This is a genomic window from Aquimarina mytili, from assembly GCF_016735115.1.
Classification (GTDB): Bacteria; Bacteroidota; Bacteroidia; order Flavobacteriales; family Flavobacteriaceae; genus Aquimarina; species Aquimarina mytili.
Genome location: NZ_JAERQJ010000004.1, coordinates 428,183 through 453,400 on the forward strand (window position 1 = coordinate 428,183; position 25,218 = coordinate 453,400).

The 25,218-nt window shown below is 34.3% G+C and carries 15 protein-coding genes; 2 read left to right on the plus strand and 13 right to left on the minus strand.

Annotated features, from left to right (window positions below):
* Positions 1-43 precede the first annotated feature (43 nt).
* Complete coding sequence (locus JJQ60_RS13110; RefSeq protein ID WP_201920671.1) at positions 44-1,846, plus strand: glycoside hydrolase family 15 protein; 1,803 nt, start codon at positions 44-46, stop codon at positions 1,844-1,846.
* Between the two features lie 30 nt (positions 1,847-1,876).
* On the opposite strand, the gene JJQ60_RS13115 is transcribed toward JJQ60_RS13110, so the two are convergent.
* The 9 genes from JJQ60_RS13115 to JJQ60_RS13155 form a co-directional block, all read right to left on the minus strand.
* On the minus strand, positions 1,877-2,668 hold the full coding sequence (locus JJQ60_RS13115; protein ID WP_201920674.1) for a sugar-binding protein: 792 nt from the start codon (positions 2,666-2,668) through the stop codon (positions 1,877-1,879).
* Between the two features lie 134 nt (positions 2,669-2,802).
* Positions 2,803-5,064, minus strand: coding sequence for a starch-binding protein (locus JJQ60_RS13120; RefSeq protein ID WP_201920677.1), 2,262 nt, complete (start codon positions 5,062-5,064; stop codon positions 2,803-2,805).
* Positions 5,065-5,736: 672 nt separating this feature from the next.
* Complete coding sequence (locus tag JJQ60_RS13125) at positions 5,737-7,548, minus strand: acyl-CoA dehydrogenase family protein (RefSeq protein ID WP_201920679.1); 1,812 nt, start codon at positions 7,546-7,548, stop codon at positions 5,737-5,739.
* A 31-nt stretch (positions 7,549-7,579) separates the two neighbouring features.
* The gene (locus JJQ60_RS13130) at positions 7,580-8,770 is read right to left on the minus strand and encodes an acetyl-CoA C-acyltransferase (RefSeq protein ID WP_201920682.1); all 1,191 of its coding nucleotides are present in this window, start codon (positions 8,768-8,770) and stop codon (positions 7,580-7,582) included.
* Positions 8,771-8,851: 81 nt separating this feature from the next.
* Positions 8,852-11,257 (minus strand): 3-hydroxyacyl-CoA dehydrogenase/enoyl-CoA hydratase family protein, encoded by a 2,406-nt coding sequence (locus JJQ60_RS13135; RefSeq protein ID WP_201920685.1) that lies wholly within the window; start codon positions 11,255-11,257, stop codon positions 8,852-8,854.
* 17 nt (positions 11,258-11,274) lie between these two features.
* Positions 11,275-11,730 (minus strand): MarR family winged helix-turn-helix transcriptional regulator, encoded by a 456-nt coding sequence (locus JJQ60_RS13140; RefSeq protein WP_201920687.1) that lies wholly within the window; start codon positions 11,728-11,730, stop codon positions 11,275-11,277.
* A 193-nt stretch (positions 11,731-11,923) separates the two neighbouring features.
* Complete coding sequence (locus JJQ60_RS13145) at positions 11,924-13,696, minus strand: AMP-dependent synthetase/ligase (RefSeq protein WP_201920689.1); 1,773 nt, start codon at positions 13,694-13,696, stop codon at positions 11,924-11,926.
* Between the two features lie 210 nt (positions 13,697-13,906).
* Positions 13,907-17,593 carry a phosphoribosylformylglycinamidine synthase gene (gene purL, locus JJQ60_RS13150; protein WP_201920692.1) on the minus strand — a complete coding sequence of 1,229 codons (3,687 nt, stop codon included), beginning with the start codon at positions 17,591-17,593 and terminating at the stop codon, positions 13,907-13,909.
* Between the two features lie 425 nt (positions 17,594-18,018).
* The gene (locus tag JJQ60_RS13155) at positions 18,019-19,230 is read right to left on the minus strand and encodes an RsmB/NOP family class I SAM-dependent RNA methyltransferase (protein WP_201920696.1); all 1,212 of its coding nucleotides are present in this window, start codon (positions 19,228-19,230) and stop codon (positions 18,019-18,021) included.
* Between the two features lie 74 nt (positions 19,231-19,304).
* Between JJQ60_RS13155 and JJQ60_RS13160 the strand changes: the two genes are divergently transcribed.
* Positions 19,305-20,366 carry a WD40/YVTN/BNR-like repeat-containing protein gene (locus JJQ60_RS13160; RefSeq protein WP_201920698.1) on the plus strand — a complete coding sequence of 354 codons (1,062 nt, stop codon included), beginning with the start codon at positions 19,305-19,307 and terminating at the stop codon, positions 20,364-20,366.
* Between the two features lie 38 nt (positions 20,367-20,404).
* Here JJQ60_RS13160 and JJQ60_RS13165 read toward each other — a convergent pair whose 3' ends face one another.
* The 4 genes from JJQ60_RS13165 to JJQ60_RS13180 all read right to left on the minus strand — a co-directional run bounded on the left by JJQ60_RS13165 (position 20,405) and on the right by JJQ60_RS13180 (position 24,955).
* The gene (locus tag JJQ60_RS13165) at positions 20,405-20,851 is read right to left on the minus strand and encodes a sensor of ECF-type sigma factor (protein ID WP_201920701.1); all 447 of its coding nucleotides are present in this window, start codon (positions 20,849-20,851) and stop codon (positions 20,405-20,407) included.
* A gap of 10 nt (positions 20,852-20,861) precedes the next feature.
* On the minus strand, positions 20,862-21,392 hold the full coding sequence (locus JJQ60_RS13170) for a hypothetical protein (protein ID WP_201920704.1): 531 nt from the start codon (positions 21,390-21,392) through the stop codon (positions 20,862-20,864).
* Between the two features lie 31 nt (positions 21,393-21,423).
* Positions 21,424-21,918 carry an RNA polymerase sigma factor gene (locus JJQ60_RS13175; protein ID WP_455423519.1) on the minus strand — a complete coding sequence of 165 codons (495 nt, stop codon included), beginning with the start codon at positions 21,916-21,918 and terminating at the stop codon, positions 21,424-21,426.
* A 1,309-nt stretch (positions 21,919-23,227) separates the two neighbouring features.
* Positions 23,228-24,955: a phospho-sugar mutase gene (locus JJQ60_RS13180; protein ID WP_201920707.1), complete on the minus strand. Its 1,728-nt coding sequence runs from the start codon at positions 24,953-24,955 to the stop codon at positions 23,228-23,230.
* Between the last annotated feature and the right edge of the window lie 263 nt (positions 24,956-25,218).

Below are 25,218 nucleotides of genomic sequence, written 5' to 3' on the forward strand. Positions count from 1 at the left end.
AGAAGATTAAAAAAAACGGTTATTTAAAAGAAATTTAGGATTTATGAATAATCTCGACTATGGAATTATTGGAAATTGTCAAAGTGCAGCGCTTATTTCAAAGTATGGATCTTTAGATTGGTGTTGTTTACCAAATTTTGATTCGTACTCTGTTTTTGCTAAGATTTTGGACGAACAAATAGGTGGTAGTTTTGAAATTATAGTAAGTGATGATTATAAAATCTCTCAAAAATACATTCATAAGACCAATATTTTGGTTACCGAGTTTAATAATGGAGCCGATGTATTTGAGATAATTGATTTCATGCCTCGATACAAAAATGATGATGGCACTTTTTATTCACCGCCAGATATTGTAAGGTATGTGAAATTAATTTCTGGAACACCTAAATTCAAAGTAAAATATGACCCAAAGTTAGAATATGCAATGGGTAGAACAGATCTCGAAGTTAAAACTGATTATATCAAAAGTATTACTAATGAAGAGAAGTATGATACATTATACTTATACTCTAATCTTGATTTTGATTCTATTTTGAGTTCTGACGAAATTATCCTTAATGATCATGCATATTTTTTGATTAGCTATCACGAAAAAATACTAAATCAGTCTCTGGAAAGATGTTATCTCAAAATGCAACGTACACGAGTGTATTGGCTTAACTGGTGCGAAAATACGACTTCATACAAACATTATAATGACCAGATATTAAGAAGCGCACTAGTGCTAAAATTATTAAGTTATGATAAATCTGGTGCGGTTTTGGCTGCGGCTACAACTTCTTTGCCAGAGACAATTGGAGAAGTTCGTAATTGGGATTATAGGTTTTGCTGGATCCGAGATGCTTCTATGGTTATTAAAGTGATTTCTAACTTAGGACATAAAAGATTAGCAGAACGATTTCTTCAGTTTATTATAGATATTATACCCGATAAGGATGAGAAAATTCAGATCATGTATGGGATTAATGGCGAAAAAAAACTAACCGAAAAAACACTCGATCACCTTAAGGGATATCAAAATTCAAGCCCCGTGCGAATAGGAAATGCCGCATATCACCAAAAGCAGAATGATATTTATGGAATTTTAATGGATGTTATCTACCAACAGTTTATGAAATTTGATTGTGATTTGGATAATAGTGAAGGTTTATGGACCATAAGTAAGAGTATCGTACATATAGTTAATGTTAATTGGGAGAAACCTGACAAAGGAATATGGGAGTTTAGAACAGAAGAACGTCATTTTACATTTTCCAAACTATTATGTTGGGTAGCAGTAGATAGAGCGATAAAAATAGGAGAGCTAATTAATAAGACTAATAAAAACGAAAGTTGGATACGTTTACGAGATCGTATCCATGATGAGATCTACAAAAATGCTTGGAGTGAAGAAAAACAGGCATACACACAATCATATGGTTCTTCTGATTTGGATGCTTCAACATTATTGATGGAGTCTTATGGCTTTATTGATGCTATGGATACTAGGTTTATTAGTACGGTGCATGCTACAGAGAGAGAATTATGTAATGATGGATTGTTATACAGATATAAGAATAAAGATGATTTTGGATTACCATCTTCATCATTTACGATATGTAGTTTTTGGTTTGTAAATAGTTTGTTTAAAATTGGGGAGCGTGACAAAGCTCAAAAACTATTTGATCAATTACTTTCTTATAGTAATCATTTGGGGCTTTTTAGTGAAGATATAGATTTTAAAACCAAAAGATTGTTAGGTAATTTTCCGCAAGCATATTCGCATCTCGCACTTATAGAGACTGCGGCAAATTTTTCTGGAGGGATTACCAAAGAGGAAAAATTGATGGAAACCATTCATTAATATGCATACTTTGTAGGTAGGGCTAGAGAATTATTCGACAAGAATAATAGTTCCAAAGACATCTGCATTAATCCATCCGAGATTTTTTTCTTCTCCAGGGATAAAAACGGAGCCTATAAAATTTTCTCGCTCGGCACTGCCATCATTATCGTTGTAGGCAACTGCAAATCCTAATTTTTGATCTTTATTTAAAATCAAAGGATCATTTACTTTTCCTTCTTTATACGAGTCATCATAAACGATAATCTCAAATTCCCACACGGATACATCGTTATTAGTGACTCTTTTTGTAGAAACATGATTATTATAAAGTACTGGTTTTTGATTTTGATCCAAATCAACTACATTGCCATCTAAAGCTACGTGATATGCAAAAGCGTTGTTTGTATACTGGTGATTACCACCTGAGTTGTCAGCATCTATAAAAATTTCTACGCAATCGTCATCCCACCATAATTTTAAAGGATCTTTATGCTGATCATATAAAATGTTATCTTTTATTTCAACCAGAAGATACAATGCTTCAGGAGTCCAGGCTATTTTATATCGACCAAAGAAATCATTAAACTCGTAAGATGATCCAAGCCATTTTTGGTCCAGTCCATACCATAATGTCTCTTTCCATATTGGATCATCCATTTTTCCATCTAACTTGGGCACAATGACTGCTTTTTTGACTTTTCTGATTTGATGGTCTTTTTTGGTATGTGTGGTCTGATTAAGAGGAGTAGATACACTAGATTTATCAAGATTGTTGTTTTCTTTTCCCTGTGTATATCCTAGTATAGATACTATAATAAATATGAATGTGATTTTTTTCATAAGAAGATTTGGTGGTGTAATTTAGGATAAATGTAATAAACTAAATTTAAAACGCGGTTGCTACTTCTGAATAAGTAACAACCGCGTTTCTTTCTCACAGCAAAATTACTGAAAGTGAAAACAGGGGTATTTGGTTATTGTTTAATAACTTTTATTTGATCAATGGTATTGTTATTGAACTTAATGGTGTAAAAATACATCCCTTTTTGGTTCATGATTTCGCTTTTAATATCAATAGAGTGATTACCAGGGGCTACTTTCTTATTATAAAGTGTGGTTGTTTGCCCTAATATATTAGAGACAGTCACTTCCAATGCTCCTTTGGTTGGGGTAGAAACATATAATTTACTTTGATTAGTAATAGGATTTGGTGATACTATACCTCTATATTTTGAATTCTCTACAAGTCTTTGAGCTGTCTTTGAAGGGCAATTATTGGGGCAATTACCAGACCAGCTACCTGTTCTTTTTCCATTGCTAGTGCCAGTAACTGTAAACCATCCATCAGTACCTCTGGTAAGATCAACGGTTTGTTGTCCATTTCCATTATTGAAAACAACACCTACATTATTTGTAGATACACCATTTGGCAATGTAAATGTATTTGCGCTCCATGAAGTTCCACTTAGATTGCTCATAGATTGACCAGGCCAACCTGAAGTGCCAGATAAGGTTTGATTAGTGGCTTTATTATAAAGATAGATATTGGTAGTATTACCCCATCCACTTGGTCTTTGGAAATTCAAGGTCACCTGGTTAGGATTTGAGGATCCACTGCATCCAGAGGGGCATGTATCGGTCCAAGTTCCATTAGTATACCATCCATTAGTACTTCTGGATAAATTGCCAGTTTGATTACTGCCATCATTAAAAATAACTCTTATGTTATTAGCTGATGTTCCTGATTGTGGAGTAACTGTATAAGAGTACCACTGTGTTCCTGAGATATTACTCATTTGTTGTCCTGGCCAACCAGAAGTTCCAGGTAATGTAGTATTTGCTGATGCGTCAAAGAAATAGGCATTAATAGTATTACCCCATCCATTCGGTTTTTGGAAGTTTACTGTAAATGGAGCTACAGTTTCTCCACCTCCAGTATTATCTCCTCCTTGTGTCCATACGGCGTAATCGTTACCCGATGTTCTTAGGGTCCAACCACTTCCGTTAGGAGACCAATTTCCACTACCTAATTTCATCGCTATAGTACCGTTTCTACCATCTATATATGCTGCGTAAAGGTCATTTCTGGCTTCTACGATATTGATCGAAGAACCTGCATAAACTCTAACACTTTTTCTAATCGCTATTAAGTCTTTAATCGCATCGCGAACTCCTGATCCAGTATTAAAAAAATGTGTCCAAAACACCATAGGGTTTCCTGGATGTGTCAAAATATAAGCATATCCTTTTCTTAGGTTAACTTCTCCTCCTGGAAAAACAAATCCTGATCCACAACATTGCTGTGCTTCACCGGTATCGTGATTGTCCAAAAAGGTTACAGATTTGGTAGGGTTTATACCAATCATCCCAGAAGGATTCCCGGAAAAATCTCGTAAATACGATAAGTTATTATCGCGTAATGCATTTTGTAAGCTTACTTTAGTATTAAAATCGAATGCTGAAGAAGAGCCTTGGGTCCAATTTACAAAGTTATTTGTTTGTACTCTGCTGCTTTCTAGCAATTCCCCTACAGCGAAGTATGGATTTGTAGCATCGTTGTATTCTTTATTGTAAATTGGGTTATACCCATGAACAAAATCGTATCTCCATCCGTCAAATCCCAAATCATTTTTTAAGAAGTTCATCCATCGAATAATTTCCTGACGAACTTCAGGATTTTCGTGATCTAAATCTCTAGCTGCAGCAAAACCACCGTTAGATCCATCGGCTTTAAGATCAGTTCCCGGGAAAAAGTCATTATTGATACTAAAATCAACAGGGAAGTTGACAAAGTTTCTACCCTCGTCATCGGCTGTAATGTAATATGTTGGCCATGCCGGATTAGTAAAGGTAACAGCGTCATTAGAACCAACTCTATGATTTATAACAATATCACTTATTACTCTTATATCTAGAGCATGGTATTGGTTAATTAAATTTCTTAATTCAGTTTCTGTTCCATAGGCACTATCAAAATTATAAAGCTCTCTTGGAAGATATCCTTGAGGGGCAGCAGAATTACTTGGAGGTGGCATCCAGATTAAATCGATTCCTGCGTCGCTAATTTCATTTCTGTTTTGTGATATTACATTATACCACGTCTGTCCTGCAGGTTGGTTTTGAACATTCCAATCAAAAGCCTGGAACATCACATCTTCATCTTGTGCATTCATACCTATAAAAGGAATAATTAGCAACAAGGCTACTAAAATTGAATTAAATTTTTTTCGTTTCATTTTTGCAATTTTTTGAGTTTAGATAGATAGTAATTTACGTTATGATACTATGTTTGTTTTCTATGTTGTTACACTCAGTAACAGCATATCGAATAGGTTTTTCTTACAAGAAAGGCTGCTCTTTAAAATACCTTTATTTGTATAATAACTTAATACAGAAGCTTTTTTGTGAAAGAATGGTTTACCACAAATAAAAAACACAAGTCATTATACCAGAGTAGGTGCCTTTTCTTTAAAGATTAATTTGAAATATTTACAATGGAGTTGTTATAAGAATGAACTATGTTGAGATGTAAATATATGTTGAAGTAAGTGACTCAAACAAATTAATAATTTTCGTTGGAGTTGAAATAGATTTCATAATTAGTAATTTTTCGTTTATAAAAGTGTTTCTTGTGTTAAATTTCTACTAAGTTATTATGAAATATTCAATTTTGTAGGGTAACTCTTATACTACAACGTTTTCGTGTTGATAAATTATTAAATTTTTATCAAAAATGATAAGAAATTGAAGGTTTAAATAGTTGTAATCTAGTTTTTTAAGGTATTGTGTGGCGATATATGTTACAAAATTTGGGGTATAAAAAAACCGCTTTTACCCAATGAAAAAGCGGTTTTTTAAATCAAAATTAAACAACTCCCTGGTTTAATGCCCTAGGGAAGGCAATATAATTATCCTATAAAATATCCGTTCTCTTCAGAGATTTTATCAGCAATTTTGGTTCTTAAAGCAACAACATTTGGTTGATTTGCATACTTAGTAAAACGTTTAAGTCCCATAAGCATCATTCTTTGCTCATCACCTTCAGCAAAAGAAACAATAGCTTCTTTTCCTTTTTTGATTGCAATGTCTACAGCATTATATAGATATAACTGACTCATAGCAATTTGAGTTTCTTGAGCTTCTTCTCCAAAACGCTTTGCATTTTTCTCTGTACGTAAAATTGTAGATTCTGCCATATAGATTTCAATTAAGATATCTGATGCAGCCATTAACAATTGTTGGTGTTCTTCTAATTTTGGTCCGAATTTTTGAACAGCGGATCCAGCGACCATTAAGAAAACCTTTTTAAGATTAGCAATGATAGACTTTTCTTCTGCAAATAGTTCAGAATAATCAGGAGTATCAAACGAAGGAATTCCAGTAAGTTCGTTAGCAACCTGAGTAGCAGGACCTAAAAGATCTACATGACCTTTCATTGCTTTTTTAACTAACATTCCTACGGCTAACATACGGTTAATCTCGTTCGTTCCTTCATAAATACGTGAAATACGAGCGTCTCTCCATGCAGATTCCATAGGAGTATCAGCAGAGAATCCCATACCTCCAAATATTTGTACACCTTCATCAGTACAGTTTTGAACATCCTCAGAAACTGCTACTTTAAGGATAGAACATTCTATTGCGTATTCTTCTACACCTTTAAGTTCTGCTTCTTGGTGTGTATTTCCTTCCGCTTGACGGATAGCAATTCTATCTTCTATATTTTTTGCAGCTCTATAACTAGCAGACTCATCGGCATATGTATTTGTAGCCATCTCAGCAATTTTAGCTTTGATTGCTCCAAAATTCATAATTGGAGTTTTAAACTGTATACGCTCATTTGCATATTTAGTCGCTTCACCAATTACTCTACGTTGAGCATCTAGACAAGCAGCAGCAAGTTTTATACGCCCTACATTAAGGGCATTCATTGCGATTTTAAATCCATTACCTCTTTCAGATAACATATTTTCGACTGGTACTTTAGTGTCACTAAAGAATACCTGACGAGTAGAAGAGGAGTGGATACCTAATTTTTTCTCTTCATCTCCAAGGGTAATACCATTTTCTGGATCATATTCTACGATAAATCCAGTAATGTTTTTATCATCTTCGATACGAGCGAAAACGATCATTACATTACAGAACCCGGCGTTAGAAATCCACATTTTTTGACCAGAGATTGAATAATATTTTCCATCATCTGAAAGAACAGCTTTAGTTTTTCCTGAGTTTGCATCTGATCCTGCACCGGGTTCAGTTAAACAATATGCTCCCATCCACTCTCCAGTAGCTAACTTGGAAACATACTTTTTCTTTTGCTCTTCATTTCCGTATAAAGAAATTGGCATTGTACCAATACCGGTATGTGCACCAAATGCAGTACTAAAAGATCCAGTTGCACCAGAAATATAATCACATACTAACATAGTGGATACAAATCCCATTCCAAGGCCATCATAAGCTTCAGGAACTGCTACACCTAAAAGACCAAGCTCTCCAGCTTTTTTCATACATGCTTCTGTATAATCGTAGTCTTTAGTTTCAAATCTTTCCCAATGCGCCCATAATTCGCGATCAACAAATTCTCTTGCGCTATCACGCATCATTTTTTGCTCCTCAGAAAAATCTTCAGGAGTAAATACATCTTCGGCTTTCGTTTCTTTGACAAGGAATTGACCTCCTCGAAGAATGTCTTTGTTCATAGTTTCTGTACTCATTTTTAGTATTATTTTCTTTTTTCTATCGTTTTTAATTCAAAAATTCATAAATACCGGCTGCACCTTGTCCTGTTCCTACGCACATAGTGACCATACCGTATTTTCCTTTCATATCGCGTTTACGCATTTCATCAAATAACTGAACTGAAAGTTTTGCTCCAGTACATCCAAGAGGATGACCTAATGCAATGGCACCTCCATTTACGTTTACAATGTCTTGATTGATATTTAGTTCACGCATTACCGCTAGAGATTGAGAAGCAAAAGCTTCGTTTAGTTCTATTAACTCAATATCATCTTGCTTCAATCCAGCTTGTTTCAATACTTTTGGAATAGCTTTTACTGGACCGATACCCATAATTCTTGGTTCTACACCTGCTGCAGCATAATTTACCATTCTGGCAATGGGTTCAAGGTTTAGTTCTTTTACCATTTCCTCGCTCATTACCATAACAAAAGCAGCTCCATCACTCATTTGAGAAGAATTACCTGCGGTTACACTACCTCCTGCAGCAAATACAGGTCTTAGTTTACCTAATACTTCTTTGCTAGTTCCTGCACGTGGCCCTTCGTCTTTAGACACAGTATACGATTTTGTAGCTTTCTTTCCGTTTGCGTCAACATAAATTTGCTCAACATTAATAGGTACAATTTGATCTTGAAAACGACCTTCGGCTTGAGCTTTAAGTGCTTTCATGTGCGAATGATATGCAAATTCGTCCTGATCTTGTCTTGATACTTTAAACTGATCAGCAACGGCTTCTGCAGTATTTCCCATTCCCCAATAATAATCAGCATGACCAGAGTTTGCTAAATCATAATTAAGTTCTGTTTTATACCCTGTCATTGGGACTGCGCTCATGCTTTCTGCACCCCCAGCGATAATACAATCAGCCATTCCTGCTTGTATTTTAGCTGTAGCCATACCAATAGTTTCTAGTCCCGAAGAACAGAATCTATTTACAGTTACTCCAGGCACATCGATAGAGTCTAGTCCCATTAAAGAGATTAAACGCGCCATGTTTAGTCCTTGAGAGCCTTCTGGCATGGCGTTACCTACAATAACATCATCTATGCGAGCTTTGTCTAATTGTGGTAGCTCTTTCATCATGTATTGGATAGTTTCTGCTGCCAGTTCGTCTGTTCTTTTAAATCTGAACAGTCCGCGAGGTGCTTTTCCTACGGCTGTTCTATATGCTTTTACTATATATGCTGTTTTCATTTTTTAAAATAGATTTTTAGATTATTTGATTTTTAGATCAGTTGGATTTCAAAAATTCTAGAAATCCAACAATCCAGAAATCTAATTACGTAAAGGTTTTCCTTTCTTAAGCATATGTTCGATACGCTCAAGAGTTTTACGTTCCGTAGTTAACGATAAGAAAGCTTCGCGTTCTAGGTCTAATAAGTATTGTTCTGTAACTAGTGTTGGTTCTGATAAATCACCACCAGCCATTACATATCCTAGCTTATTCGCTATTTTATGATCATGTTCAGAAATATATCTACTTGCTTCCATAGAATCTGTACCTACCAAAAACATTCCAAGTGCTTGTTTACCAAGTACTTTTATGTCTTTACGGCGAGGAGGTTGCGTATACCCTTGTTCGGCCATTAATTTCGCATATGCTTTTGCAGTCGCGATTTGGCGATCTTTGTTTACTACAACGATATCTTTTCCTTTTTGAAGTAGGTTGGTATCGAATGCTTCATAAGCAGATGTTGATACTTTGGCCATACCAATAGTCAAGAAATGCTCTTGAAGTATGTTAAGCTCTACATCGTCTTTTTTGAATAGATCTGATGCTCTTAATGCCATCTCTTTAGATCCACCACCACCGGGGATTACACCAACACCAAATTCTACAAGTCCCATGTACGTTTCTGCTGCTGCAACAACTTTATCTGCGTGAAGTGATATTTCACAACCACCACCTAGTGTCATTCCGTGTGGAGCAACAACTGTTGGTATTGCAGAGTAACGCATGCGCATCATAGAGTCCTGGAAATATTTTATAGCCATGTTTAGCTCGTCATACTCTTGCTCTACAGCCATCATAAAGATCATACCAATATTGGCTCCAACAGAGAAGTTTGCTGCTTGATTACCAACAACTAATCCCTGGAAATCTTTTTCTGCTATATCTATAGCTTTATTTAGTCCAGCAAGTACATCTCCACCAATAGTGTTCATCTTGCTTTGGAATTCTACGTTTAGAATGCCGTCTCCAAGATCTTCAACGATAACACCACTGTTTTTAAATACTTCAGAAGATTTACGAATATTATCAAGGATGATAAATGCGTCTTGCCCTGGAACTTTTACTTGTTGTTTCTTTGGAATATCGTAATAATAGGTTGCACCATCTTTTACATCGTAAAAAGAAGTGCTGCCAGAAGCAATCATTTCATTGACCCAAACTGCAGGTTCATAACCTTCTGCTTTCATCATTTCAATACCTTTTTCTACACCTATTGCATCCCAAATCTGGAAAGGACCGTGCTCCCATCCAAAACCTGCTTTCATTGCATCATCAATTTTATATAAGTCATCCGTGATTTCTGGAATTCTATTGGATACATATGCAAACAGGGCAGAAAGGTTTTTGCGATAAAATTCTCCCGCTTTATCTTTTCCAGAAACTAATACTTTAAAACGATCAATAACTTTATCGATAGTTTTGGTCATTTCAAGCGTAGCGAAAGAAGCTCTTTTCTTTTCTCTATAATCTAATGTGTCTAAATCTAAAGAAAGAATATCTTTTTTGCCTTCTGGAGAAACATGTTTTTTATAAAAACCTTGTTTGGTTTTACTTCCTAACCATTTGTTTTCCATCATAGTGTTGATGAACTCCGGAAGTTTAAATAACTCATGACGTTCGTCATCAGGGCAATTGTCTGCAATACCATTAGCAACATGTACTAACGTATCTAATCCTACAACATCTACAGTACGGAAGGTCGCTGATTTAGGACGACCAATCACCGGACCAGTAAGCTTATCAACTTCTTCAATAGTTAACCCCATATCTTTTACCATATGGAATAGACTCATGATGCTGAAGATTCCAATTCTATTTCCAATAAATGCAGGAGTATCTTTAGCAACTACAGATGTTTTACCTAAGTATTGCTCACCATATCCGTTAAGGAAATCTAAAACCTCTTGAGAAGTATTAGGGCCAGGAATGATTTCGAATAATTTTAAGTAACGAGCAGGGTTAAAGAAGTGTGTTCCACAGAAATGCTTCTGGAAATCTTCGCTTCTTCCTTCACTCATAAATTTTATAGGAATACCAGATGTATTTGAAGTAATCAATGTACCTGGTGTTCTGTGCTTTTCTAAGTTTTCGAAAACTTGCTTCTTGATATCAAGTCTTTCTACAACAACCTCAATAATCCAATCTACATCTGCAATTTTTGCAATATCATCCTCCAGGTTTCCTGTTGTAATGCGATTTGCAAATTTTTGATGGTAAATAGGAGAGGGTTTGGATTTAAGAGCGGCTGTAAGAGAGTCATTTACTAATCTATTACGGACAGCTTTGTCCTCTAGAGTAAGACCTTTTGCTTTTTCTTTGTCATTTAGTTCTCTTGGAACGATATCTAATAAAAGAACTTCTGCGCCGATATTAGCGAAATGACATGCAATGCCCGACCCCATGATCCCTGAGCCGACGACTGCAACTTTTTTAATGATTCTTTTCATTTTTTAACTTAAAGTTGTTAAGGTGTTATAGATTCTTGTTTTGAGTAAATTTTTTTTGATGCTATAAGATCATTTATCGTTTGAAATACTTCTAAAAAGTTATCCAACTTTTCTTTTGGGATATGCTTTCTAACCGCGTTGTCAAACGTAAATACTACTTCTTTAGAAAAATTGCGCATTTCAACTCCAAATGGTGTTAAGTATATAAGAACACCACGTCCGTCTTGAGGATTTTTCTTTCTGAAAATCAATCCTTTCTCTTCCATCGTTTTCAAAGTGCGCGATAAACTTGTGGCTTCCATACCCATTTTGGGGCCTAATGAAGTAGAAGGAGTACCACTTTCTGGATCTATACTGAGCAATGCAAATCCGGTTGCCATAGTGCTACCTTTTTTGCCAGCTTCTTCATTATACATCTTTGCTACTGCCATCCAGGTAGCTCTAAGCGCATAATCTATTGTCTTTTCTCTCATTCAAAATGTATTGTGAATGTAAAGGTAAGAAAAATTTACTATGCATGCATAATAAATATGGTAAAAATTTAAGATAAGCTGAAGTAATTTACGTTTTTCTAATGAATTAATAAAAAAACTCCCCATAAAATGAGGAGTTTACTGATTTACTGTTAAGCTGATATGCGTTTTACATTATAATCAGTGAATTGAATTAGCCATAAATTTTAGAGTATAATTCTTTATATTTTTCTTTTATTATTTTTCGTCTAAGTTTCATCGTTGGTGTAAGATGTCCAGCATCGATACTCCATTCATCAGATGTAAGTTCGAATTTTTTTACACGTTCCCACTTTCCAAATTTTTCGTTGTGCTCATCGATTTCTTCTTGATAACGATCGATTACTTTTTGGTTTGTAATTAGTTCTTCAAAAGAATCACTAACGCTAAGTCCTTTACGCTCTGCCCAATCTTTTAAAAACTCGAAATTAGGTTGAACGAAAGCTGCCGGCATTTTTTCACCTTCGCCAATAACCATAATTTGCTCAATGAAACGTGATTGTTTCATTGCGTTTTCTATAACTTGTGGTGCAACGTATTTACCTCCAGATGTTTTGAACATTTCTTTTTTACGGTCGGTAATTCTTAAGAACCCTTCGCTGTCAATTTCTCCAATATCCCCAGTATGGAAATATCCTCCTTTTAGAGCTTCATTAGTTTTCTCTTCATCTTTGTAATACCCTTGCATTACTTGCGGTCCTTTTACAAGGATTTCACCATCATCTGCTATTTTAACTTCGGTATCTGGTAATATTTTTCCAACAGTACCTATTTTGAAACCTTTGTTTCTAACATCATTCACAGAAATTACAGGTGAAGTTTCTGTAAGACCATATCCTTCCATAACATTTAGTCCTGCAGCATTGAATACTCTAGCAAGTCTTGATTGTAAAGCGGCACTACCAGATGCAATTATTCTTAGCTCTCCACCTAAGGCTTCTTGCCACTTGCTGAAGATTAATTTTCTGGCGATACCCAGTTTCTTTTCATACCACCATCCATTAGCTCCATAAGGCTCATATTTTAATCCTAAATCAACGGCCCAGAAGAATAATTTCTTTTTCACTCCTGTAAGATCTGCTCCTTTGGCAATAATTTTATCATATACTTTCTCAAGTAGTCTAGGGACAGCAGTCATGATTTCGGGTGATACTTCTTTTAAGTTATCACTTATAGTTTCTATAGACTCTGCAAAATAAATGTTTGCACCAAGATATTGATATAGATACATAGTCATTCGTTCATAGATATGACAAACCGGTAAGAAACTTAATGCTTTTATATTACCTGGTACTAAAGGAAAACGAGTAGCTGAAGCAAGCGTATTGCTTACTACATTTTTATGACTTAACATTACTCCTTTTGGTCTTCCGGTAGTTCCTGATGTATATATTAATGTAGCAAGATCATCTTCTTTTACTGAAGCCATAATCTTTTCTACTTCTTCTTGATTGCTATCGTCTTTACCAAGTTCTAAAACTTCATTCCAACTTTTACAACCTTTGACGTCATTGTATGAGAAGACTTCTTTTAAAGAAGGAACGTTTTTTTGAATGTTCTTAACTTTTTGATATACTTCATCATCAGAAACGAAGCAGTATACAGATTCAGAATGATTTAAAACATATTCGTAATCTTCTTGAGAAATAGTTGGGTAAATAGGAACATCTTGTGCCCCAATTTGTAAAACACCAATATCAGTTATATTCCATTCAGTTCTGTTATTAGATGATATAATGGCAACTTTATCATTAGGTTTAACACCCATTCTTAGTAGGCCTCTACTAATTTGGTTTGCTTTTTCTACATATTCGGCAGAAGAAGTTGCTACCCATTCACCATCGTATTTTGTTATTAACGCTTTATCTAAATTGAATTTTTGTAGCTGATAGTGAGGAAAATCAAATAGTCTAGTAATTGTTGTCATAAGTTGTTTTAAAATATTTCATAGTAGTTTTTCTGGATTCAATAAACTACTATGCGTGCATAGTTTCGCAAATTATAAAAAATCTGATAATACGCAACTCTAATATATAAAAAAAGGAGCTCTAATTTGATAACTCCTTAATATTTTATCGTTTTTGTTAATATATTTTTGATTTAGGATATTGAAAAAACCATGCTTTAGTATTTTTAACTATTTTTTCTCTATCCATTTTCTTGCATTAACAAAAGCTTCGATCCAAGGCGATACTTCATCACGCCTTCCTTTTGGATAGTGTGCCCAATTCCATTGAAATATGGAACGTTCTATATGTGGCATCATTACAAGGTGACGCCCTGTTTTATCACTCATCATTGCCGTATTGTAATCCGATCCATTTGGATTGGCAGGATATCCTTCATATCCATATTTTGCTACAATATGATATTGATTTTCAGGAAGTGGTAAGTCAAATTTTCCTTCTCCATGAGAAATCCAAACACCCAATGTGCTTCCGGCTAAAGTAGATAACATTATAGAATCGTTTTCTTGAATTTTAACCGATGTAAATCCACTCTCGTGCTTATGAGATTCGTTATGAATCAATTTACCATGTACTTCATGTTCAGGGTTGATCACTTCTAATTCCATAAACAATTGACAACCGTTACAGATCCCTACAGATAGCGTGTCTTCTCTTTTAAAGAAGTTTTTTAAGGCTGTATTAGCCTTTTCGTTATACAAAAATGCACCTGCCCAACCTTTTGCCGAACCTAAAACATCACTGTTAGAAAAACCACCAACTGCACCAATAAACTGTATGTCTTCGAGTGTTTCTCTACCAGAGATCAAATCGGTCATATGTACATCTTTAACATCAAAACCTGCAAGGTACATGGCGTTGGCCATTTCGCGTTCAGAATTACTTCCTTTTTCACGAATAATTGCTGCTTTTGGACGTGGTTTAGAAGTGTCTAATAATGGTTTTCTTCCCATAAAATGGATAGGAAACTCAAAATTTAACGGTTGCTTAGCAAAGTTTTCATATCTATCTTTTGCAAGATCATTTGCTGTTTGCTTTTGATCTAATAAAAAAGATGTTTTATACCATGTGTTTCTTAAGTTTTCAACATCTAAATTAAAAGTGTCTGCAGCATTTTTGATCAAGACAGAAGCTCTTTCTTTTGCTTTTCCTATATTAAAAAATGTAATTCCATTTTGGTTAAGAACAGTTTCAATATCAGAGTTAAGTGCACTTTGGAAAACAATACCAGAGTTTTCTGAAAATAATAATTTTATAGAATCTGATTCTCCAATAGAGGTAAGATCAATTTCTGCTCCCAGGTTAACATCTGAAAAACATAGTTCTAGTATTGTAGTTATAAGTCCTCCTGAAGCCACATCATGACCAGCTACAATTTTATTATTCCGTATTAAATCCTGAATAACATTGAATGTTTTTTTGAAGCTGGCTGTATTGTTAATCGTTGGAGCGTCAGCACCAATTTTGTTCAGTATCTGTGCAAATGAAGAACCTCCTAATTTATGGGTGTCATTTGATAGGTTGATATAATAGATATCTCCACCATGTTTTTGCAAAACAGGTTCTACTATTTTATTGATATCGTCGCAGTTGGCAGCGGCCGAAATAATTACGGTTCCAGGAGAAATTACTTCGTCATTAGGATACTTTTGTTTCATGGATAAAGAATCTTTACCCGTTGGCACATTAATTCCTAAATCCACAGCAAAATCTGAAATTGCCTTTACTGCTTTATATAATCGTGCATCTTCACCTTCATTTTTACAAGGCCACATCCAATTGGCCGATAATGAAACTGATTTTAGTCCATCTTTAAGCGGAGCCCAAACAATATTAGTCAATGCCTCGGCAATAGAATTTCTGCTTCCGGCTTCGGGATTAATCAATCCCGAAATAGGGGAGTGCCCAATACTTGTTGCAATACCTTCGGCACTTTTGTAGTCAAGAGCCATCACTCCACAGTTATTTAGTGGTAATTGAAGCGGACCTACACATTGTTGTTTTGCCACACGTCCACCAACACAGCGGTCAACTTTATTAGTGAGCCAGTCTTTACATGCAACAGCTTCTAATTGTAATACTTGATCAAGATATTTCTGAAAATTATCTACAGTATAATTAAGATTTTCATAGCTACGGGCAATGGTTTGATCGGTCATAATAGTTTTTGGAGAGCTACCAAACATATCCTCTAGTGCCAGATCCATTGGCGTATCACCTTTGGTCTTGGATTGGAAAGAAAAGCGATGGTCACCAGTTACATCACCGACCTTATACATAGGAGATCGTTCTCTTTCTGCAATACGTTCAAGGGTATCGATATCTTTTTGCCCGATGACCAATCCCATACGTTCTTGGGATTCGTTACCGATAATTTCTTTGGCAGAAAGTGTGGGGTCACCCACTGGTAATGTATCTAGATCTATTTTTCCGCCTGTTTCTTCAACAAGTTCAGAAAGACAATTAAGGTGCCCACCAGCTCCATGATCGTGTATAGAAACGATAGTGTTTTCTTCACTTTCTACCATACCACGAATAGCATTGGCAGCACGTTTTTGCATTTCTGGATTAGATCGTTGTATCGCATTTAGTTCTATACCACTACTAAACTCTCCAGTATCGGCAGAGGATACTGCTGCACCACCCATACCTATACGGTAGTTTTCTCCACCCAAAATCACAATCTTATCTCCTGCTTCTGGAGTGTCTTTGAGCGCTTGATCTGCTTTACCATATCCAATACCACCGGCTTGCATGATTACTTTGTCAAAACCTAACTTGCGTGATTTTGCACTAAGCTTGTCGAAGTGTTCTTCATGCTCAAAAGTGAGAATCGACCCGGTAATAAGGGGTTGTCCAAATTTATTTCCAAAATCTGATGCTCCATTTGAAGCCTTGATCAATATGTCTATTGGTGTTTGGTATAACCACTTTCTTTCATTCATGGCTTGCTCCCAGGGGCGATTTTCTTCTAGCCTGGAATATGAAGTCATATATACGGCTGTTCCTGCTAGTGGTAAAGAACCTTTTCCGCCCGCAAGACGATCTCTAATTTCACCTCCAGAACCTGTTGCAGCTCCATTAAAAGGCTCTACAGTAGTTGGAAAATTATGAGTTTCTGCTTTTAGTGAAATTACACTTTCAAACTCTTTTTCTGTATAATAATCAGGTTTATCTGCTGTTTTTGGAGCAAATTGAGTGACTTTTGGACCTTTTATAAAGGCCACATTGTCTTTGTATGCAGAAACAATATCGTTTGGATTTGTTTCTGAAGTCTTTTTTATAAGTTTGAAAAGCGATGTGGGTTGTTCCTCACCATCAATAACAAAAGTTCCATTAAAGATCTTATGGCGACAATGTTCTGAATTTACTTGCGAAAAGCCAAATACTTCAGAATCGGTAAGTTTTCTTCCTATTTTTTTACTAACACCTTCTAGATATTGTATTTCTTCATCACTTAAAGCTAGCCCTTCTTTTATATTATATGTTGCTATATCATCAATTTCCAGAATAGGTTCTGGTTTGATATCTATTGTATAAATCTCCTGATTCAGATCATCATATTTTTGAGAGAGCATTGGATCAAAATCGATAAAATCTTTTGAAACTGCATTAAACTCCTCTATTCTGATGATGCCTTCGATCCCCATATTTTGAGTAATCTCAACAGCGTTGGTACTCCAAGGGGTAATCATTGCGGCACGCGGACCAACAAAAAAAGCGTCAATAGACGCCACAGATAGTTTAGGTTGGTTGCCAAATAACCAGACAAGCTTTTTTATATTTTCTTGAGATATTTCTTGATTGGTTTGTACGGCAAATACCTTTTCGTTTTGGTTTCCGAAGAAATGAATCATTTTATGGATAATTGTGTTGTGTTGAACAAGCAGCAAATTTACTGTTTTCTCTATAATATTTTTCTAAAATTATGATTCAATTTTGAAGTTGTTCATGTATTTTTTTAGGGTATCATTGTATACCATAGGTTTTATAGGTGATGAAAAAGGAATGCCTCAGGGTATGAAGGTGGTATAGACGTAGAATTTACTCATGTTAGTGACATGAAGCTTTCAAGAACTAAGGATGTGTTCATGTCATTGACATGAAGGTTTCCACAACTCAGGATTTATCCATGACACTGACATGAAGGTTTTCTTAATTCAGAACTTTCCCAAGTCACTGACTTGAAGGTTTTTGTGACTCAGGATGTGTTCATGTCATTGACATGAGAGGTATAACCATTTTAGATGTGCTCGTGAGGTTTGCTTAGTGGATTATAACTTTATTGTTTTCTTTCTAATAAAGCCATATAAAAGCCATCAAAGCCTGATTGATGTGATAATATTTTTTTATCCTTAATTAATGTAAAATCTTGTCCTGCTTCTTTTGAAAGAAAATGAGTTACCTGATCCTGATTTTCTGAAGGTAGGATTGAACATGTTGCATATACCAATTTGCCTCCATGTTTTACCATTTTTGAATAGCTTTCTAGAATTGTGGATTGTGTTTGTTTAATAGTATCCAAAAATTCAGGTTGTAATTTCCATTTAGCATCAGGATTTCTACTCAAAACACCTAAACCACTACAAGGAGCGTCTATTAATACACGATCTGCTTTGCCATGTAATTTTTTAATATCCTTAGTGCTTTCAATGACTCTGGGTTCAATATTATGAGCACCAGCTCTTCGAGCTCTTCGTTTTAATTCTTTAAGTTTATTACCATAGATATCCATAGCAATAATTTGACCTTTATTTTGCATTAATGCCGCAAGATGAAGGGTTTTTCCACCGGCACCGGCACAGGTATCTACGACTCTTTGACCAGGTTGTACATCTAAGAAATCTGCTACTAATTGGGATGATGCATCCTGTACTTCGAATAAACCATTTTTAAAGGCTTCGGTAGAAAATACATTAGTTCTTTCTACAAGTTGTAGTGCATCGGGATATCCTTTTATAAATTCGGTATCGATATTCTCATCTTCAAGAACACTTCTTAGCTTATCTCTTGATATTTTTAACGTATTTGCACGAAGAATAACCGGAGCTTGTTGATTTAAAGCACTAATTTCTTCGCTCCATTTTTTTCCTAATTCTTTCTCACCAAGTTGGTCAAGCCAATCAGGAATTGATTCTTTAAATTTTCTAATTTTACTTAATTCATCAAAGCGCCCTTTGATGCGTCGAGTAGGAGTAGGGGCAATTTGTTTCCAATCTGGTAACGAAATACCTCTTAAAGTTGCCCAAACGGCAAAAAGTCTCCATAAATTTTCTCTGGAAAATGGCTCTTTTACTTCGGCAATTTCGGCATATAAGCGTTTCCATCGTACTATTTCGTATACAGTCTCTGCCACAAAACTACGATCCCTAGATCCCCATCTTTTGTCTCGCTTTAATAACTTTTGTACAACCTTATCGGCATAGCTTCCTTCATTAAATATTTCATGTAATCCATCTATAACGGCAAAGACAAGGTTTCTGTGTAAACGCATTGTATTATTTTTTAGGTCTGCAAAGGTAGACCTTTGTTGTCAAATACAGTTATATTTGATTACAAATATTAACAATGAGATACATTATTATAGTACTGGTTGGATTTGGATTAGCCTTTTGCAATACGAAAGACGAAGCCGTAGTTCATAATTTTTCGGAAGTAAATATCAATGTTATTTATGAAGATTCAATCAGTATAAGAGCTATCGATATATATAATGATACGTTGTTGGGTTTTGGATTTGATAGGGGATATGGTTTTATCAACCTGGAAACACATAAAAGACAACTTTCATTTTTTGAAGACGTTATTGATGAGGATCAAGAGAATTGGATTGCACAACAACGGGCTGTAAATTTTACGAATGGAGCATTTTATACTTTAGGTATTGGGTCTCCAGCGAGGTTAAGAAAGATAGATTTGCATACCAGAGAAGAAAAAGTAGTGTATACCGAAGATCATGAAAAAGCATTTTATGATGCAATAGCTTTTTGGAATACTACCGAAGGAATTGCCATGGGTGACCCTACCGATGGTTGTTTGTCTATTATAATGACTAGAGATGGTGGAAAATCTTGGAAAAAAATACCTTGTGATCGTCTTCCCGGTACTGTTGAAGGAGAAGCGGCCTTTGCAGCAAGTAATGGTAATATTGCTATTGTAGGCGATCATACATGGATTGTTTCTGGAGGGAAGAAATCTAGAGTGTTTTATTCACCCGATAAAGGAGAAACATGGAATGTCTTTGAAACTCCAATTGTTCAGGGAACTCCGACAAAAGGAGCATATTCTATTCATTTTTATGATAAAAATAATGGGGTTATTTATGGGGGCGATTATACAAAGCCAGATGATAATAAGGCAAATAAAGCAATAACTACAGATGGAGGTAAAACTTGGAAATTAATTTCTAATGGTATTGGGCCTGGTTACAAAAGCTGTATACGTTATGTACCTAAAAGTGGAGGTAAAGAATTAGTATGTGTTGGGTTTACGGGCATTTCTATTTCTAATGATTTTGGGCAGCACTGGAAAGAGTTGAGTAAAGAAGGTTTTTATACCCTGCGATTCGTGAATGATAGTACTGCTGTTGCTGCAGGAAAGGGGAGGATTGCAAAGATAATTTTTAAATAGATAAAGAGGCTACTTGTGCCTCTTTATCTATTTAAAAATTAATTCATTTTTCTTCGTTCTCTTATCCTTTCTAAAATACGTTTATTAAAATCTGATTCAGCCTTTATAAGCTTTAGGATTTTCATATTGGGGAGTATCTTTTTTAAATCGGATATTAAGGCTTGTCGAGCTTTTGATTTTTGCTCTTCGTTATCCATATATTGACTTAAAAACTCTCCTGCTTGTGCATCATTTAATCCATCAGGGCCATTACTTTTATTCTGTAACCCTTTGATAAGCTTACGTCCTTTTCTTTTGAGATTTTCAACAGTTTTTTCATGGGCGTTATAAATTGGCCAGAATTGCTGCGCTTCTTTGCTTGTAAGGTTCAGTTTTTCGGTAATATATGCTACCTTAAAAGCTTTCATTCTTTCTCTTGGGCCATTTTGCGCAAAAGAACTATAGGTAGTAAAAGCAATGCAAATAAGTAAAAATATCTTTTTCATTAATTTTATTTTATTCGAGAAATATAATGTCATCTTCAATGTTTTCATTTGATAAATATTCTAATAGGTCGTCATCATTTATAAATTCTTCTTCAAAGGTTTCTTCATAAGTAGTGTTTTCATCAAATAACGATGCTATTTCTGTAGCGGTTAAATCTATACCCTCTTCATCAAAGTATGCATGAATATCTGCAATGTCTATATCATTAAAGTTTAAACTTTTTTCTTTATTAATAGAGATTGAAAAAATTATGGCAATCATGGCTGCTATACCAGATACATACACTAGATTTCTTCTAGTAAATAAAGAGATAACTTTTCTGTTAGTTTTTTGTGGTTCTATGTGCTGTAGTACACGATCTTCGATTGAATCAAAATACTTCTCGGGGACTTTAAGGCCTGAGTTAATTCTAGATTTCAATACATCATCCGAATTATTTTCAGAAAGTATTTTTTCTGAAAGCTTATTTTCTAAACGCTCAAAGTAATTATCAGGTACTTTAAAACCTCCATTGTTTTTATGTAAATTATCTTTTTTCACTATTACTAAGACTTTTTAAATGTATAAAGGTTTAATCATTCTTTAAAAATTCTTCAATTTTTTTTGTAGCCAAATGATATGATGCTTTAAGGGCACCTTCACTGGTTTCTAAAATTTCAGATATTTCTTTGTATTTCAATTCCTGAAAATATTTCATATTAAATACTTGCTGCTGTTTTTGTGGCAACAGAGCAATGGCATTTTGTAATTTTAATTGTATTTGATCTCCTTCATAATATACATCTGCTTCTAAATTTTGTACCAATTGTATACTTAACTCCTCATTTGTGATGTTATATTTTTTTGCCTTTTGATTGAGAAAAGTAATAGACTCATTTGTAGCGATTCGATACAACCATGAATATAATTTACTGTCACCTTTAAACTTTTTTATGTTTTTATATACTTTAATAAATACATTCTGTAAAATATCGTCTGTATCGTCATGATTTTTGACCATATTTCTGATATGCCAATATAAGCGTTGTTTGTATAAAGAAACAAGTTGACTAAATGCAGTGTTTATTTCTTTATCAGACTGTAATGTTGCTAATAGACGTTTTTCTTCTTCTTGAGTTATCAAGCGTTATCGTTTTGTGGTTTGTAAATAGTATTCTCTAAATACTAAGACTAATGTACATAAAAAAGGTTTAATTTGGAATATCTAAGGGTTTAGATTTAGATATATTTGTAGGAATTTTGTAAGTATAAATGTTAAATTCGATGATTATTTACTATTTTAATAGATAAAATGCACTTTTTTCTTGCGAAATTGAAATTTAGTTGTATCTTTACACTGTAATAATGAATTAACACTTTCATTTCCCCCAAGATGAAAGTTTTTAATAAAAGTGAGTTTTAATTTTAGAGTAAGCCCCTAAATTAAGATGATTTGTGTGAAGAGAAAGAGTGCAACCGCACTCTTTTTTCGTTTACATTATTTAGTAATAATATTTTAGTATTTGTAGGTAAAAGACTACTTTTTTGCAATTTATAATTGTTTATTTCAAGATAAAATACTTTTTTTTTAGGTAAAATACATTTTTTGTTTGGTAGATTTAAAATAATGTGTATCTTTACACTGTAAAAATGAGTTAGCGCTTTCATCCCCCCCAAGATGAAAGTTTTAATAAAAGTGAGTTTTAATTTTAGAGTAAGCCCCTAAATTAAGATGATTTGTGTGAAGAGAAAGAGTGCAACTGCACTCTTTTTTCGTTTATATTATTTAGTAATAATATTTTAGTATTTGTAAGTAAAAAACTACTTTTTGTAATATTTAATTGTTTATTTCAAGATAAAATGCTTTTTTTTAAGATAAAATACGATTTTTATTTGGTAGGTTCAGAATAATGTGTATCTTTACACTGTAAAAATGAGTTAGCGCTTTCATTCCCCCCAAGATGAAAGTTTCAATAAAAGTGAGTTTTAATTTTAGAGTAAGCCCCTAAATTAAGATGATTTGTGTGAAGAGAAAGAGTGCAACTGCACTCTTTTTTCGTTTATATTATTCGGTAGTAACAATTTAGTATTTGTAAGTAAAAGACTACTTTCTATGTAATTTAATTGTTTGTTTAAGGATAAAATGCTTTTTTTTTAAGATAAAATACGATTTTTATTTGGTGGGTTCAAAATAATGTGTATCTTTACATTGTAAAAATGAGTTAGCGCTTTCATCCCCCCCAAGATGAAAGTTTTAATAAAAGTGAGTTTTAATTTTAGAGTAAGCCCCTAAATTAAGATGATTTGTGTGAAGAGAAAGAGTGCAACCGCACTCTTTTTTCATTTGTATAGGTTTAGTATCGGATCCTTTAATCGATTACTTTGTTGATTTCACCCTAATTTAATTTTAAATCTTCTTTAATGTTTGCAATCTTTGCATCTAAATCTTGTTGCACCTCATCAAAATCTGAAATCGTCTTTAATGTATCTTGTACACTGATATAAAATTTAATCTTAGGCTCAGTACCACTGGGTCTGGCTGCAATTTTACTTCCAGATTCTGTATAAAATATTAATACATTAGATTTTGGAGTATCTATATTAGTTTCGGTGTGATCTTGTGTGTTGTTAGCAATGCTGGTTTGATAATCTTCAATTAACACAACCTTTTCATTATTTATGTATTCTGGTGGATTATTTCTAAGGTCGATCATGGTCTGTTTGATTTCTGCCGCACCATCGATGCCTTTTTTTACCAAAGAAATGAGACTTTCTTTATAAAAACCATGATTGACGTATAAATTTAGTAGGGTCTCATAAAAAGAACTGTTATTAGCTTTTGTGTGCGCTACAATCTCACAAGCCAATAGGGTAGAGGTTACCGCATCTTTATCTCTTACAAAATCTCCGACCATAAATCCAAAACTTTCTTCACCACCACCAATAAAATGTTTGTCGGGATTGTCCTTTATTAGCTTAGCAATCCATTTAAAACCAGTTAATACCTCTTTATATTCTACACCATATCCTTCAGAAAGAGTTCTCATCATTGGTGTAGAAACAATAGTCGAAGCAATAAACTCATTACCCTGAAACCCTTTTTCATTTTTATGATAATCTAAAAGGAACCAGGTCATTACGATCATGGTTTGATTTCCATTTAGAAGTTGTAATTCTCCTTTATCGTTACGAACAGCAATTCCCAATCGATCACAATCGGGATCAGTACCAATTACAATATCTGCATCTACTTCTTTTGCAAGTTGCATCGCCATGCTTAAGGCTTCAGGTTCTTCTGGGTTGGGTGATTTAACCGTCGGGAAATTACCATCAGGCTCGGCCTGTTCTTTTACGATATATACATTTTTAAACCCTGCTTTTTTCAAGGTTTCAGGAACTGCAGTAATCGAAGTGCCATGCAAAGAAGTAAAAACAATTTTGATATTGTCTTTTGCTTCTTGTGATGCAACAAAACTTCCGTTTTTTACACTTTGCTCTATAAATACATCATCAATTTGAGTATCGATTTTTTGTATAAGATTTGAATTCGCTTCAAACTGTATATCAGAATATTGTAATGAATTTATTTCTGAAATAATTTCTTGATCCTGAGGAGGTACTAATTGTCCACCATCTTGCCAATATACTTTATACCCGTTATATTCTGGAGGATTATGACTAGCCGTTAATACAATACCACAATGACATCCTAATTCTTTTACGGCAAAAGATAATTCAGGAGTAGGACGAAGTTCGCTAAACAAATACACCTTAATTCCGTTAGCAGAAAACACATCTGCTACAGTTTGCGCTAAAGTGTCACTGTTATTTCTACAGTCATAGGCTATAACAGCTTTTGGTTGCTCATTTGGAAATTGTTGCAGTAAATAATTACTTAATCCCTGGGTACTTTTTCCTAACGTATATTTATTAATTCGATTGGTGCCAACCCCCATAACACCTCGCATACCACCTGTTCCAAATTCAAGGTCTTTGTAGAAACTTTCTTCTAACTCTTGTGGGTTTTTTTGTAGTTTTTTGATTTCAAGTTGGGTGTTTTGATCAAAAACAGGAGTTAACCATTCTTCAACCCTAGCGTTTATATCAGAATTTGTGATTTGCATGCTCGTAATTTTAGTAGCAAAAATACTATTTAATTTTGGTAAAATTTTTTGAAACTATAAAGTTCCGGCTAGGCGGACAAATTTTAGAATATAACTTGTTGCTTATCATGAAAAAATACTAAAAAAAAAGCGTCAATTCGATTTCTATGACAAATTCAAGCGGTTTTGATAAAAAGTTTGATTTTTAATCAAAGCAAAAATGATGTGTATAATTTTGTTTCTTACAGCATTTAGTACACTCATTTTATTTTTACCTTCTTCTA